The organism is uncultured Agitococcus sp. (assembly GCF_937920075.1).
Lineage (GTDB): Bacteria > Pseudomonadota > Gammaproteobacteria > Pseudomonadales > Moraxellaceae > Agitococcus.
On record NZ_CALETI010000008.1, the window covers coordinates 1 to 15,918 of the forward strand.

Sequence of the window (15,918 nt, forward strand, 5' to 3'; positions counted from 1 at the left end):
CTTTTATAATCCTGAAATTTTTGATAGTCATATTATAAATCAATACACAGTATCTGATAGCCCAACATGGAAGATAGGTATTGTGAGAAAAAAAGCCAAATTTGATGAGTCTATGTTGTCATCTATTGAGTATCGTCCTTTTGACAAACGTTGGATTTATTTTGATAAAAATTTGATTGACCGTCATCGTAGTGATGTGATGCATAATTTTATTAAAATAGACAATTTAGGCTTGTGTTTTAATCGTCAAATTGAACAACAACGGCCATTTACCGATGTTTTTATAGTGCAAAACATCATTACTAATCACAGTGTTTCACTCAAAGAAAATAATACTATTGCTCCCTTGTATATCTACCCAACCGCTCAAGACTTACTCTCCACAGGTGAGCGTCAACCCAACTTTAACGCTGAAATTATTAAAACTTTCGCCAAAAAGCTTAAACTTACCTTTACGCCCGAAAAACAAAGCACCACAGGTACATTTGCCCCTATAGATGTCTTAGATTATATTTATGCGGTATTACATTCCCCCAACTATCGCAACACCTACAAAGAGTTTTTAAAAACTGACTTTCCGCGTGTGCCATATCCTCAAAATGTCAACAGTTTTTGGTCATTAGTGAATATTGGTAGTCAAATTCGCCAACTGCACTTACTACAAAGCGACAGCCTCAAACAAAGCCCTGTCACGTATCCACAAGCAGGTGATAACAAAATCACTCGTAAAATCGTGCAAAAAGATTGGCAACTATTAGCAGATTCATCAACCGTAGGCCGTATTTATATCAACGAGCAACAGTATTTTGACAATATACCACTCATCGCATGGGAGTTTTATATTGGTGGTTATCAACCTGCTCAAAAATGGCTCAAAGACAGAACAGGTCGCCAACTTAGCACCGCCGATATTCAACATTACCGAAAAATGATTAAAGCCTTAATAGAAACAGCACGTCTTATGCAAGAAGTTGATACTTTATTAGTGCTTTAAGAGAAATACCATGCTCAGCATTTATCAAAGCCACCACCTCGACAACCTGTTTATGCAACTTGCCCAGTTTTTGGGGCGCAAACAAGACAACCCCTTTCAAGCACTCACAGTGTTAGTGCCATCGTTGGGCATTGGTCGTTGGTTAACCTACGAATGGGCGCGAGTGTTTGGCGTTTGTGTTAATGTCAATATGGAGTTTCCTGCCAGTTTTATGTGGGAGTGTTTTGGCAAGATTGTCCCCGAAACACCAAAATCGCCAATTCTTAGTCCGCAAGCGATGCACTGGCGATTATTTACTGCCCTAGAAAATTTGCCTAATGATGACATTTATCAAGTCTTACATCGTTATTTAGAGCGTAATCCTCAACCGCTTGTAGGGCGTTGGCAATTAGCAGGGCGCATTGCTGAAGTATTTGGTTATTATCGTACCTATCGACGTGATTGGTTGGCTTTGTGGCGACAAGGGCAATTAGTTGATAAACCTTTTCGTCATCAAGAATGGCAAGCAGCCTTATGGCAACAATTATTTGCCGAAGAACATCATCAACAAGGTTATTTAATTAAACAGTTTTATTGGCAGTTAAAAAATCATCCGCATTTGTTAAAACGCTTGCCACAACGCTTGGCAATTTTTACCACAGTACGTTTGCCACCACACGAACTAGAATTTTTTCGGGTGTTAAGTCTGTTTATTGATATTCATTTTTATCACTTTAACCCCAGTGGTCAATATTGGGCCGACAGTGTTGACGAAAAATGGCTAGCTAAAATGCAGGTTAAACAACCGACACGAATGGCTTTATATGATAAGGGACATCCGTTGTTAACGGCATGGGGCAAACAACATCGTGATACCTTTAGATTATTGTCGCAATTGTCGGGTGGTGAGCAAGATAATGAATGGATTGATGTTTTTCCTGAAATTCCAGTTAAACATCTGTTGTCACGTCTACAAGACAGTATTCATCGTTTAGAGCATATTGAAGAGGCCACATGGACAATTGCTGAAGACGATAAATCAATTCAAATTCATGGTTGTCATAGTCTTACCCGACAATTAGAAGTCTTACACGATACCTTATTACATTTATTTGCCAAAGAACCCAACTTAAAACCACAAGATGTGGTGGTGATGTTGCCCGATATTGCCAGTGCCAGTGGCGCAATTGAAGCGGTGTTTGGCACAGTCAGCAAAGATCGTTATATTCCTTGGCAGTTAACTGGGGTGGCTAGTGTTGCCGAAAATAGCTTGTGGCGGGCGTTTGAAAGTTTATACAGCCTAAGCCAAGAGCGTTTTGCTTTATCAACGTTTATTGATTGGCTGAGTTTAGCGCCTGTGTTGAGTTATTATGATTTAGTGGCAGAAGACATCGAACGTTGCGTCAGCTTATTAGAAAAAGCAGCCGTGTATCGTGGTTTGGATGGTCTGCATCGTGCACAAATGACAGGTGATAATACTGATACGGATGATGTGCATACCTTTTTATTTGGTTTAGAGCGCTTATTATTAGCAACAGCCTTACCCAGTGACTATCAAGAGCTGTATGCAGGCATTCAACCTGTTGCTGATATTGAGGCGAGTGATTTTGCCTTGATTGGGGTTTTGTGCCAAGCGGTGAGTGATATTGCCGAACGCCGCTACGCATGGCAACAACGTCAGCACGCCTTACAAGGTTTGGCACAACTTCAGGCAGACTTGTTAAAGTTTTTTGTTGCTCAGGTTGGTTCGAGAGCATGGGAAAGCTTAACCAAAGCTATTGAAGAGCTGCAAGAAACTTTAACCATTTCACCCATCAATGAACCCATACCTTTAAGTTTATTATTATCTGATTTACAACAACGTGTTGCGGCTTCTGCGCCGGGTGCTGTACCAGGTGGCGTCGTGCATTTTAGCCGTTTAGGCTCATTACGTTTATTGCCCTATAAAGTCATCGCCATGTTGGGCTTAGAGGACACCGCCTTTCCGCGTCGGGAACAAAATAATGAATTTGACTTGTTAAGCCAAGATGACCAACCAAGAGCAGGTGACCGTTCACGGCGTGATGATGACAAAGCGATGTTTTTAGAAAACTTAATGACTGCCGAAGAACATTTGTTATTGTTTTATAATGGTTTTAGTCATCACAGTGCCACGCATTACCCGCCGTCATCATTAATTAGCCAATTGTTAGATTATTTAAGTCGACGAGTGATTGGCGGCAAAGCTGAGGTCGAACAACATTGTTGCTATTTTCATCGTTTACAAGCGTTTAGTCCGAGTTATTTTGGTGCGCTGAGTGATAAAAAGTTGCCCATTAGTTTTGCCCAAGAATGGTTGCCTGCGGCACAAGCAGTGTTAACCACCAGTGTTGTGCCTTCGTGTTTTGTCAATACGCCATTGCCTTTGGATGAAACTTTAAAACAAGTGAGCCTTGTCAGCCTATATCGTTTTTACCAACATCCCGCTAAATATTTTTTAAGTCAACAAGCCAAACTACATATTCAAACTTTAGAAGACCAACATCGAGACGAAGAACCCTTACGTCTTGATAATTTGGCGAAGTGGCAATTACGCAGCCAATTAGTGCATGAACAACAATTACCTTTGGCGCGATTTCGTGCCAGTGGCCAATTGCCTGTTGGGGTGATTGGTGAAGTGTATTGCCAACAAAGTGCACAAGATTTACAACAACTGAAACAAGCGATTCAACGCTATCAATTGGATTATCAAAAGCAGCACTATTTATTTACTTTATTGGATGATAATCAGCATTCATGGCAATTAAGCGCGCATCTTGCCCCTGTCGATTTACCGTATCAGTTGGAATATATTGTCTCTAAATGCCGAGATAAACATTTATTAAATGCGTGGTTGCATCATTTATTATGGCAATTAGCAGGCGCGAATAAGCCGACTTATTGGCTTTTCTTAGACCAAGCTTATGGTTTTGAGCCGATTCCACGCCTACAAGCCGAACATTATGTGCAAGTTTATTACCGCTATTGGCAACAAGGGCTACAACAACCGTTATTGTTAAGTGTCGAAGCCGCTTTTAGTTATATGACCAAGTTAAATGGCAGACAAGCAGATGATGCCGCCAAAGCTGCCCTCAAAAAATGGACAGAGCAAATTGTAGACGATGTGTATTGGCGACAAGTGTTACCCGAAACCGAACGTGAAAAGTTGCCTTCGGAGTTTATTGAGCAAGCTTTAGCGTTATATCAGCCGATTTTTAATCATAGCAAGGCATTAAATTGGCGAACCTTGGCGCAGGATATGGACGCTATAGAATGCTCTCGAATTGTTAATAATTAATTATAAGCCTATAATGTACGCTATATCGGTGTACATTTTTGGGGGAGCTTATCATGCAAAATACAGCCGCTGTAGAACGTATACATTTACGAGCCTCACTTGAAGCTAAACAAACAATAGAGCAAGCCGCCGCTTTATCTGGCGTGAGCGTGAGTGCCTTTGTCTTAGAACATGCCTACCAAGCTGCTCGTAAAGCGGTTTTAGAACAACAACAAATTAGCTTAGGCCGTGAAGATTGGGCAGCACTAGAGAAAGCTTTAGAAAACCCTGCACCACCCACCAAAACAATGCTTGATTTTATGCGTGGAGAAAATATCTAATGTTTGATATTGATGTACTCAGCCGACAATATCAACGTGATCGTTTTGATTGTGGACAAGTTGATCTTAATACATTTATTAAGCAATATGCTTTACAGCAACAAGGTCGTTTTTTAAGCCAAACCTATGTCGCTTATAATCCTACAAAGCAAGTAATTGGCTTTTATAGTTTAGCTAACGGTAGTACATTGCGTGATGATTTACCAATAACAGAACAAAAACGATTACCTCGTTATCCCATTCCTTGTGTGATTATTGGTCGTTTTGCGGTGGATATAAATTATCAAGGTAAAGGGTTAGGGCAAGCTTTATTACGCCATGCTTTTAAGAAAATTATCGACATATCCACACTGACAGGAACAGCCTATATTTTGGTACATGCTAAAGATGATAAAGCAGCTTCTTTTTATCAAAAGCTTGGTTTTCAATCATTCCCACAACAAGCATTAACCTTATTTTTGCCTGTTGCATCACTGCCTCGCTAGTCTGAGTTGGCGCAATTAACATGACTAAACAAATTCCTGCCTTAAATTGTCCTTTATATGGGGTGCAATTAATTGAAGCCTCTGCAGGAACAGGTAAAACGTGGACATTGTCGGCATTATTTGCGCGGTTAATTGTGCAAAAACAGCTCGAAGTCAAACATATTTTAGCCATCACCTTTACCAAAGCGGCGGCGGCAGAGTTGCGCGACCGTATTAGAAAACGTTTATTAGAAGTTAAATATACCTTAGAACAAGAACAGCCAAATCCTGAAGAGGTCGTTGGTGATTATTTGTATGGCTGGTTGCAAAAAAATGGTGGTAAACAACTGGGTATCGACCGCTTACATAACGCCATTGTTAACTTTGATGAAGCCACCATCACCACCATTAATGGTTTTTGCCAAGGTGAATTGGTTGAGCAGGCTTTAGCCAGCGGTATGCCCTTTGAAACCACGTTAATTAGTGATACCGCGCCCATTTTACATGACATTATTCAAGATTATTGTCGGCAACAATGGCGACAAGCCGAACCATTATTAGTCAATTATTTTTTAAGCAAAGAAGAGTTTTCTTTAAGCAGCTTATATGCCTTTGTCTCGGGCATTTTGCATCAAGGTCAAGCACGTGTCCTTAAACCCAGCTTTTTATTTAATGGTCAACTGTACCAACAAACAGAACAATTTTTTAATAAATTACAACAGCTCTGGCAAAAACAAGCTCAGGACATTATTCAGCTTTTTTATCAACACAAACACACGTTAAATGGTAATAAATATAAAGGAGATACGGTTGCTAGATGGCTGAGCGCACTAGAGTTGGCCATGAACGCGGGTTTAATGGAATTATTGGCGAATGATGATGCCCAAACGGCCATCCACAAGCTTAGTTATAGTACCCTGCAAGAAGCAGTGAAAAAAAACAACCCAGAATTTCCACAGCATCGTTTTTTTGATGGCTGCCAGCATTTAGCCGAATTATTAGCAAAAACCGACAAACAACTGCAACTACAAGCTATCGCCTTTAAATGTGATTTATTAACTCATAGTGGTAAAGCTTTATTAGAACGTTTACATGCCAAACAAGCGCAAAGTTTTGATATGCAAATTAAAGGTTTAGCCAAAGCCTTAACCCATGCCGATACAGGTCAGGTGCTTGCCCAAGCTTTACGGCAAAAATACCCTGTAGCCTTGGTTGATGAATTTCAGGACACTGATAACTATCAATATCAAATTTTGCAACATATGTATTTGCAAGCCGAGGCGCGCAAACAAAATTGTGCCTTGTTTTTGGTGGGCGACCCTAAGCAAGCGATTTATCGTTTTCGTGGGGCAGATGTTTACACCTATTTAAAAGCCTATCAGCAAGTAGCTGAGCAACAACGTCATCATCTTAATCAAAACCAACGCTCAGTTGCGCCTTTGATTCATGCCTTAAATACCTTTTTTCACCAGCAGCCTGATGCCTTTAAACAAGAAAAAATTGTTTATCATCCTGTTGATGTTGGGCAACGAGCGCATAGTCCGTTAATTGACAACCGCGAAAGCTCCCAAGCCAATTATCAGCCGTTACGATTTATCTATTGGCCAATCGAAAAAATCACTGTCAAAGAGCAAGCCCGCGATTGGGCAATTAATAGTACCGTGGCGGAAATTATTCGTTTATTAACAGGCGCAGCCGACGGACAGGTGTTGTTGGGTGAACGTGCGGTTGAAGCCAAAGATATGGTGATTTTGGTTCGTAGCCATTTTGAAGGCAGTTTGTGTCAGGCTGAATTAGCAAAATCGGGTATTAAAGCCGCGCTTCAGTCCAATAAAACCGTGTTTGAAAGTGAAGAAGCCGAAGATATGTCACGGGTGTTGGCTGCTTTTGCCGAGCCACACAACGAAGGCAAAGTACGTGCCGTGTTAGCTTCACGGTTATGTGGGGCAACGTTGGCCGATTTAGTCACATGGCAAGCTAATGCCAAATTATGGACACAACATTTAATTCGTTTTCAGAATTATCATAAATTATGGCAACAAAAAGGCTTTATTGTGGCGTGGCGAGAATTTTTGCAGCAAGAAGGTGCAATTGCACGTTTGGCGCAGCTGCCGCAAGGAGAACGCATTTTAACCAACTTTTTGCATTTAGCTGATTTATTGCATGAAGAGTATCGTCAACGGGCAGGCATGCGCCAATTAAGTGACTGGTTTTTACAGCAACGGCTAGAGCCAAAAAATAGCGTTAATGGTGAATTACGTTTAGAAAGTGATGAAAACTTAATTCGGATTATCACCATCCACCAATCTAAAGGCTTGGAATATCCGATTGTGTTTGTGCCAACCTTGTGGAACCCACCTGATCCCACACGCAATACCCCGTTTTATCATCAAGATGATGAAGCTATTTTTAATCTTAATCCTGAATTAGACGAACAAGCCCAACAAGCCTTACGCAATGAAACCTTAAGCGAAGAGTTACGCTTGGGTTATGTGGCTCTCACTCGCGCGGCACAACGTTGTTATATTCATTGGTGTCCTTATGAAAGCAAAGATTCGGTAAAAAACTCGCCTTTAGGTCATTGGCTGGTGGAAGGGCTAACTAGCCTACAAAAATTACAACAACAAGCACCACAATTAATCGCCTTACAAGCGGCAGAGCCTGTTGAATTACCTATGCTCAAAATTAACAATCAAGCTAATACACCAATGACCGTGCCGAGTGCGCCGAAAGTGGCATGGGGCTATCGTTTAACCAGTTTTAGTAGTTTGCAACAAGGCGCAAAAGCCTTACAAACCGATTATGAAGTTTTAGAAATCAAAGATGATGAAGGCAAAGAAATTGTTCTAGAGTATGAAGATCAAGAAGTGCAGTTAGCACGCTTCAACTTTGCAGGTAAAAAAGTCTTAGCAACCAGTGTTGGTAATTGTTTGCATAAAATTTTTGAACATGCCGATTTTACCAAGCCTGTTGCTGACTGGCAGGAAAATATCGAGCGGCAATTAAAAGCACATGGCATTATTGCTTCATGGCAAGATGATGTGGTGCATTGGTTAAATGAGGTGATGCAAGCACGCTTAATGCCCAATTTGCGCTTAAGTCAACTTAGCCACGAACATACCTTACGCGAACTAGACTTTCATTTACCGTTAAATCAATTTCAAACCACAGCGTTAATACGTTGTTTGCAAAAATATGGTATTGCAGTGGGGGAGTTGCCCTATCAAACCATTACCGGCTTTTTAAAAGGCTCTATCGACCTCGTGTTTCAGCATCAAGGGCAATATTTTATTGCCGACTATAAAAGTAATCATTTAGGCCATCAGCTTGATGACTATCAAGGCGATAAATTACACGAAGCTATGTTTAGTCATGGCTATAACCTACAAGCCGCCATTTATTCATTAGCCTTACATCGTTGGCTGAGTAGTCAATTACGTGACTATCAACCTGAACGTCATTTTGGTGGTGTATTTTATTTGTTTTTACGTGGCATGAATGTTCATGGTACAGAAGGTATTTACCATTGGCAGCCTAATTTAAAGTTATTGGATGAGTTAGTAGATTTGCTTGGAAGTTATTAAAAAGATTTATTATTGCAAATCTTGCAACACTATATGCACTTTTCTTGTATAGCTCTTTGTCATAAAACCAAGTACATTGCTCGGTTATTGTTTTTTCTTTGCATGGCTGCTATTGAAATTTTAAGAGGGGTTGTTATGCGTTTATCTTTATCACATCAAACTGTTCTGCAATTAAGCTTATTAAGTATTAGCATGGTACTTGTTGCTTGCAACAAAGCTCCTCAAGGTGCAGCACCTGCGGGTATGCCTCAAATGCCACCACCCGAAGTCGCGGTCGTGACCGTAAAAGCTCAAAATGTACCTGTTTTATTTGAATATAGTGCGCAAGTGGCGGCGTCAAAAGACAGTGAAATTCGGGCGCGTGTATCAGGTATTTTATTAAAACGGCACTTTCAAGAAGGTCAGGCCGTTCAAGCTGGGCAAGCCTTGTTTTCTTTAGATGCTGCTCCTTACGAGGCCGCTTTAGCGACTTTAGAAGCGCAATTAAGCAGCGCACAAGCACGTTTGGCACAAGCTGAGCGTAATTTAACCCGTGTTAAGCCTTTGTTTGAACAAAAAGTAGTTGCCCAAAAAGATTATGACGATGCCATTTCTGCTGTGCAAATAGCACAAGCAGAGGTAAAAACAGCTCAAGCCCAAATTAAACAAGCGCGTTTAAATGTTAGCTATACCCAAATTACTGCCCCCGTTTCAGGTTTAGTGGGACGTACCCAAAAAAATGAAGGCACATACATCAGTGGCTCAGATATTTTGTTAACCACGATCAGCCAAGTAAATCCCATTTATGTCTATTTTGGCTTACCTGATATTCAGCAACAAAAAATTAATAGTTTAACGGCCGCAGGTTTATATCAAGCACCACAACATAATCAATATCAAGCCAAGCTCAAATTAGCGGATGGCAGTGTTTATGCCAATACAGGCCAAGTGACCTTTAGTGATGTCGGGGTTAATCCCAGTACAGGCACTACCGAAACTCGTGCGGAGTTTACTAACCCACAACAGCAACTACGTGCAGGCCAATTTGCCCGAATTGTGTTAGAAGGTGGCCAACGTTTAAATGCGCTGACTGTTCCTCAACGTGCAGTGATTGAAGGGCCAATGGGCAAAATGGTGATGATTGTTAATAAGGAAAACAAAATTGAACCACGTCCTGTCAAGGTTGGGGAGTGGGCAACGGTGGGCAAAACTCAAGCTTGGGTGATTGATAGTGGTTTACAAACAGGTGAGCGAGTCTTGGTTGATGGTTTATTTAAAGCCATGCCAGGTACTGTGGTAAAACCTGTTGAAGCCGCAGGAGAATAAACCGTGTTAGCACGTTTTTTTATTAATCGACCCGTCTTTGCGATGGTGTTATCGATCTTTATTATGTTGGCTGGTTTGGCTGCCATGCGCAATCTGCCAATCGCCCAATATCCCGAAATCGCTCCACCTGTTATTCAAGTCACGGCTGTTTACCCAGGTGCATCCGCAGAAGTCGTAGAACAAACCGTTGCAGCGCCCTTAGAAAATCAAATTAATGGCGTAGATGATATGTTGTACATGAGTTCAACATCTACATCACAAGGGGTGACGACAATTAGTATCACCTTTGAAATTGGTACTAACCCTGATCAAGCTGCCCAAAACGTTAATAATTTAGTAAAACAAGCAGAAGCGCGTTTACCGCAAGAAGTGCGTCGCCAAGGGGTAACGGTGACCAAAGGTTCGTCAAGCTTTTTGCAAGTGGTAGCCTTTTATTCGCCTGATGGCCGTTATGATGACATGTACACCAGTAACTATGTCACGCTAAACGTTTTAGATGCGCTTAAACGAGTGAAAGGCACAACCAATGTGCAAATTTTTGGTGCTAAAGATTACGCCATGCGTATTTGGCTCAAACCTGATCGTTTAGCCCAATTAAAACTGACCACTCAAGAAATTGTCGCCGCGATTAATGAGCAAAATGGCCAGTTTGCTGCTGGTAAAATTGGTCAACAGCCAACCAATCAAGGCCAAGAATTGGTTTATACCATTACCACCAAAGGTCGTTTATCCGAAGCGAGCGAATTTGAAAATATTTTATTGCGTACCAACAGTGACGGCTCAGCCCTACGTTTAAAAGATGTGGCGCGTGTCGAATTGGGAGCCAAAGATTATGACTTTGTTGGTCGAATCAACGGCAAACCAGCCACTTTAGTCGGTATCTTTTTACAACCTAGTGCTAATGCTTTAGAAGTGGGTGATAACGTCAAACAAACCTTAGCGCAATTATCAACACGTTTCCCACAAGGATTAAGTTACTCTATTCCCTATGACACCACTCGTTTTGTAGAAGTGTCGATTCGTGAAGTATTAAAAACCCTTGGCGAAGCGATGGTCTTAGTGTTTTTAGTGGTTTTTGTTTTTTTACAAAATTGGCGTGCTACTTTAATTCCAACCTTAGCTGTGCCTGTGTCATTAATTGGTACGTTTGCAGGGCTTTATTTATTGGGCTATTCGATTAACACCTTAACCTTATTTGGTATGGTGTTGGCGATTGGTATTGTCGTTGATGACGCGATTGTGGTGCTCGAAAACGTTGAGCGGATTATGCACGAAGAGCATTTATCAGCCTACGATGCGGCAGTCAAAGCCATGCATGAAGTGACCAGTCCAATTATCGCCATTGTCTTAGTATTATGTGCGGTATTTGTGCCAATTGCTTTTTTAGGAGGCTTAACAGGTGAGTTATATCGCCAGTTTGCAGTAACTATTTCTATTGCTGTCGTCATTTCAGGGATTGTCGCCTTAACCTTAACTCCCTCTTTGTGTGTCATGATTTTAAAGCGTGAACACAAAACTGTAGGTGGCGTATTTCAAGCATTTAATCGGGTTTTTGAACGAATCACTCATCACTATGTGGGTGGTGTCACATGGATGATTCGTCGTGGTGCGATTGCTGCTTTATTATTTATAGGCATGGTGGCGGTGACAGTGGGTTTATGGAAAATCACCCCGACGAGCTTAGTGCCAGACGAAGACCAAGGTTATTACATCAGTGCGGTGATTTTGCCTGATGGTGCAACCTTACAGCGTACCGATAAAGTTGTCCAAGAAGTCCTACAAATTATGAAAAGTAATCCAGCCAATCAAGATGTGGTTGCTTTTACAGGTTTTGATTTTTTGGGTGGCGGTTTCCGCAATAATGCAGCAACGATTTTTGTTACCCAAAAACATTGGGATGAACGTCAAGTCAGCACCCAACAATTAGTCGGTGAGCTGTTTATGAAAACCGCACACATCAAAGAAGCACTTGTTTTAGCCTTTAATCCACCACCTATCATGGGTTTAGGCCAAGCAGGTGGTTTTGAGTTTTATATTCAAAATCGTGGCGAGGGTGGTGCGGCTAAATTAGCAGAAGTCATGGGACAATTTATGGCGGCTGCGAATCAAAACAAAAACTTAGGCGGTGTACAAACCTTATGGCGTGCAAATAGCCCACAGTTGCGTGTTGATGTTGATCGTGAAAAAGCACATGCCATGGGTGTAGATTTGAATAATGTCTATGGCACTTTGGCCGCAACCTTAGGCGCTTATTATGTCAACGACTTTAATAAATATGGTCGTACATGGCAGGTATTAATGAGTGCCGAACCCAGTTATCGGGCAAAACCTGATGATATTGGCCAAGTGTGGGTGCGCTCTGACAAGGGCGAAATGATTCCATTATCTGCTTTAGTCACAGTTAATTACAGTGCAGGGCCAGATACGCTAGACCGTTTTAATAATTTGCCTGCGGTGAAATTATTTGGTCAAGGGGCAATGGGTGTTAGTTCTGGTCAAGCAATTGCCGAAGTCGAAGCGGTGGCCAATAAAGTCTTACCCAGTGATTTTAGCTATGACTGGGGTGGTGCTTCTTACCAAGAAAAACAAGTCAGTAATGCCTCAACCATTGCCCTCGTATTAGGTGCAGTGATGGTGTTTTTGATTTTGGCGGCGTTATATGGTCAATGGTCATTACCGATTGCGGTATTATTAGCCTTACCGTTTGGTATCTTTGGTGCTTTAGCGGCAGTTTGGGGACGTGGTTTTACCAATGACGTTTATTTTCAAATTGGTTTAGTGACCTTGTTGGGCTTAGCGGCAAAAAACGCCATTCTGATTGTTGAATATGCCATTCTCAAAAAAGACGAAGGTTTATCAACTGCCGCCTCAGCCGTAGAAGCCGCACGTTTACGTTTTCGCCCAATTTTAATGACTTCTTTAGCCTTTATTTTAGGGGTATTACCATTAGCCATTAGTCATGGAGCAGGAGCGGGCGCACGTCAATCGGTGGGTACAGGGGTCATGGGTGGTATGATGGCGGCAACTTTCTTAGCCATTTTCTTTGTGCCAACGTTTTTTAAATGGTTAGTTGATCGCCGTTTGTCCGAAAAGCGTACTGCCAAAGAAATTCATGATGAAGCAGCAAAACATCAGCATGAACTAGAGCAAAAACCTAAAGTCATGGATGGCGAAGCCTAAGTAGGGGCAACCCTTGTGGTTGCCCTAAAGTGTTTATCAATGACTAAGGCAACCTTAATGGTTGCCTTTTTTATTAAAAATCTTCCTGTAGTCTGTAACATCGCCCTAAATTGCACATCTAAAACAACAAAGCCATAGCACCAAAACTAAATGCTGTTTATCATTAGGCTCTTTACATGTTTGCCAAAAAAGAGTTCCAAGGTATGCAACATAAGCCGACAGATGAACAGGATGATGATTACAGCGGTATCACCTTCGAGGTTGTAGAAGAAGAAGCCAATGCTGATGGTAAAAAAGTGCGTAATAAAGGTATTTATTTATTACCCAACCTTTTTACCACAGCCGCTTTATTTTCGGGCTTTTACGCCATCATCGCCTCAATGCAAGGACGATTTGAGCCAGCCGCAATCGCGATTTTCTGTGCAGCTTTATTTGATGGTATGGATGGTCGTGTTGCACGTATGACCAATACCCAAAGTGCTTTTGGTGAGCAATATGACTCTTTATCCGACTTAGTCTCTTTTGGTGTTGCGCCTGCTATTTTGGTATTTAGTTGGAGCTTACATGCTTTAGGTAAAATTGGTTGGATTTGTGCTTTTATTTATACGGTAAGTGCGGCCTTTCGCCTAGCGCGTTTTAACGTACAAATTGGCAGTGTTGATAAGCGTTATTTTATTGGTTTAGCCAGCCCTTTAGCCGCAGCGATTATTGCTAGTATGGTTTGGGCAGGCACAGATAATCAAATTCCTAGAGATATGCGTGAAATTGCCATTGCAGCCTCAGTAATTACCGTATTTACAGGCTTTTTAATGGTTAGCAACTTTAAGTTTTACAGCTTTAAAGAATTAGACCGTAGCCGTGTGCCATTTGCCATGATGTTACCTGTCGTTTTAGTCATGGGCATTGTGACATATGACTTACCGATTGGTTTATTAGCGGTATCCGTTGTGTATGCCTCATCGGCACCGTTAACGGCTTTATTTAACAAATTACGCCCCCAAAAATCGACCGCATCATAAGCATTCACGGGGGCAAGGAGATAAAAATGTTAATCAAACATTCCTCTGAGTCCCCATTAAGCAGTGAAATCACCCCAGAAACCATCTACCATCAACGCCGAGATTTGCTCAAAAGTCTAGGTTATATCGGTGTCGGTTCTTTATTACTACCACAAGCTTACGCTGCACCAGTCTATCAATCGGCTGCCGAACGAGCCAATGCGCCTGTTTGGTTAAAACAAAAAATTGCCACTCGCAAATTACAAGCTAACAGTACAGGCGAAGAGTTAACCCCCTACGACTCAGTCAGTACCTATAATAACTTTTATGAATTTGGTTTGGATAAAAGTGACCCTGCCGAAAAAGCTGATAGTCTAAAAACCGAACCTTGGACAGTCACCGTTGAAGGTTTATGCAATAAAACAGGCACATTCACCTTAGAAGACATCCTTAAACCACATGCTCTTGAAGATCGTATTTATCGTTTTCGTTGTGTTGAAGCATGGTCAATGGTTGTCCCTTGGTTGGGCTTTCCTTTAGCAGATTTAATTAAACGTTTTGAGCCAAAAACAGAAGCAAAATATATCGAATTCATCACCCTTGTCGATAAAAAGCAATTTCCCAATCAAAGTACACGAGCCTTAGATTGGCCATATGTAGAAGGATTACGTTTAGACGAAGCAATGAATCCTTTAGCATTAATGGCGGTTGGTGTTTATGGACGCAGTCTTCCTGCACAAAATGGTGCGCCTTTACGACTGATTGTGCCGTGGAAATATGGTTTTAAAAGTATTAAATCCATTGTCAAAATCCGCTTTACTGCCACTCAGCCAAAAACCACATGGGCAATGATGGCACCCCGTGAATATGGCTTTTATGCCAATGTTAATCCTGCTGTTGACCATCCACGCTGGTCACAAGCTCGCGAGCGACGACTGCCCGCTAGTATATTTAATCCTAATTGGCGACCAACTTTAGCGTTTAATGGATATAGTAAAGAAGTCGCCGCTATGTATCGTAACATGGACTTAAGGCAGTATTTTTAAATGGTGCTTTCTCCTAAACAACGACAGATCAGCAAAATTTTGTTGTTTATCGTCATATTGACGCCTTGTCTATGGCTAATATTTGCTGCGATGAATAATCAATTAGGAGCAGACCCTGCCAAAAAACTGGTCGATCAAACAGGATTATGGGCAATTCAATGTTTATGGCTAAGTTTAGCGATGACACCGTTAAAAAATTGGACAGGCTCAAGTCAATGGATTCAATATCGGCGAATGACTGGTTTGTTTGCCTTTTTTTATGTGTTATTACATTTTTTAAGTTATGTATTTTTGTTATTTGGCGCACAATGGGCGTTTATTGGCCAAGAATTAACTAAACGACCCTATATCATTGTTGGTTTTACCGCGTTTGTTTTATTGATTCCCTTAGCCATTACCTCCACGGCAGGATGGCAACGGCGTTTAAAACGTCGTTGGTTAACATTGCATAAATTAGTGTATTTAGTTGCTGTGCTGGCTTTGATTCATTTTATTTGGCTAAAAAAGCTCGGTATTTTTGCTGTTTGGCCTTATGCACTGGTTTTATTTATTTTATTTGCCGAAAGAATCAGAAGCCATTTACGCAAAAAACAGCCTTTTTAGCTTAAAGAATATTCGTATTGCCTATAAAGTAAACGGTCGATACGTTTTTATATAAAAAGGTTAAGAAAGGGTTTGACAGTGTTTAATAAGGCTATATAATGCGCGTCCTGAGTCGGGCATGACTAGCTA

The 15,918-nt window shown here is 41.3% G+C and carries 10 protein-coding genes; all 10 read left to right on the forward strand.

Annotated features, from left to right (window positions below):
- A partial coding sequence (locus Q0212_RS00190; protein WP_367175413.1) for a type ISP restriction/modification enzyme occupies positions 1–994 on the forward strand: 994 nt, incomplete at its 5' end.
- 10 nt (positions 995–1,004) lie between these two features.
- Positions 1,005–4,289: an exodeoxyribonuclease V subunit gamma gene (gene recC / locus Q0212_RS00195; protein WP_297920550.1), complete on the forward strand. Its 3,285-nt coding sequence runs from the start codon at positions 1,005–1,007 to the stop codon at positions 4,287–4,289.
- A gap of 53 nt (positions 4,290–4,342) precedes the next feature.
- The gene (locus Q0212_RS00200; RefSeq protein ID WP_297920552.1) at positions 4,343–4,609 is read left to right on the forward strand and encodes a DUF1778 domain-containing protein; all 267 of its coding nucleotides are present in this window, start codon (positions 4,343–4,345) and stop codon (positions 4,607–4,609) included.
- Positions 4,609–5,094, forward strand: a complete 486-nt coding sequence (locus Q0212_RS00205) for a GNAT family N-acetyltransferase (protein ID WP_297920554.1) — start codon at positions 4,609–4,611, stop codon at positions 5,092–5,094. The genes Q0212_RS00200 and Q0212_RS00205 overlap by 1 nt, the downstream gene beginning before the upstream one ends.
- 20 nt (positions 5,095–5,114) lie before the next feature.
- On the forward strand, positions 5,115–8,657 hold the full coding sequence (gene recB / locus Q0212_RS00210; protein ID WP_297920557.1) for an exodeoxyribonuclease V subunit beta: 3,543 nt from the start codon (positions 5,115–5,117) through the stop codon (positions 8,655–8,657).
- Between the two features lie 135 nt (positions 8,658–8,792).
- Positions 8,793–9,962 (forward strand): efflux RND transporter periplasmic adaptor subunit, encoded by a 1,170-nt coding sequence (locus tag Q0212_RS00215; RefSeq protein ID WP_297920559.1) that lies wholly within the window; start codon positions 8,793–8,795, stop codon positions 9,960–9,962.
- A gap of 3 nt (positions 9,963–9,965) precedes the next feature.
- Positions 9,966–13,142: an efflux RND transporter permease subunit gene (locus tag Q0212_RS00220; protein WP_297920561.1), complete on the forward strand. Its 3,177-nt coding sequence runs from the start codon at positions 9,966–9,968 to the stop codon at positions 13,140–13,142.
- Positions 13,143–13,345: 203 nt separating this feature from the next.
- On the forward strand, positions 13,346–14,161 hold the full coding sequence (gene pssA, locus Q0212_RS00225) for a CDP-diacylglycerol--serine O-phosphatidyltransferase (protein ID WP_297920563.1): 816 nt from the start codon (positions 13,346–13,348) through the stop codon (positions 14,159–14,161).
- A 26-nt stretch (positions 14,162–14,187) separates the two neighbouring features.
- Positions 14,188–15,186, forward strand: a complete 999-nt coding sequence (gene msrP, locus Q0212_RS00230; protein WP_297920565.1) for a protein-methionine-sulfoxide reductase catalytic subunit MsrP — start codon at positions 14,188–14,190, stop codon at positions 15,184–15,186.
- Positions 15,187–15,276: 90 nt separating this feature from the next.
- Positions 15,277–15,789, forward strand: a complete 513-nt coding sequence (locus Q0212_RS00235; protein WP_297920566.1) for a sulfite oxidase heme-binding subunit YedZ — start codon at positions 15,277–15,279, stop codon at positions 15,787–15,789.
- Positions 15,790–15,918 lie beyond the last annotated feature (129 nt).

Coding starts and splice junctions, on each gene's coding strand:
- Q0212_RS00215 (WP_297920559.1), top strand. CDS start 8,793: ATGCGTTTATCTTTATCACATCAAACTGTTCTGCAATTAAGCTTATTA.
- Q0212_RS00235 (WP_297920566.1), top strand. CDS start 15,277: ATGAATAATCAATTAGGAGCAGACCCTGCCAAAAAACTGGTCGATCAA.
- msrP (WP_297920565.1), top strand. CDS start 14,188: ATGTTAATCAAACATTCCTCTGAGTCCCCATTAAGCAGTGAAATCACC.
- recB (WP_297920557.1), top strand. CDS start 5,115: ATGACTAAACAAATTCCTGCCTTAAATTGTCCTTTATATGGGGTGCAA.
- pssA (WP_297920563.1), top strand. CDS start 13,346: ATGCAACATAAGCCGACAGATGAACAGGATGATGATTACAGCGGTATC.
- recC (WP_297920550.1), top strand. CDS start 1,005: ATGCTCAGCATTTATCAAAGCCACCACCTCGACAACCTGTTTATGCAA.
- Q0212_RS00200 (WP_297920552.1), top strand. CDS start 4,343: ATGCAAAATACAGCCGCTGTAGAACGTATACATTTACGAGCCTCACTT.
- Q0212_RS00205 (WP_297920554.1), top strand. CDS start 4,609: ATGTTTGATATTGATGTACTCAGCCGACAATATCAACGTGATCGTTTT.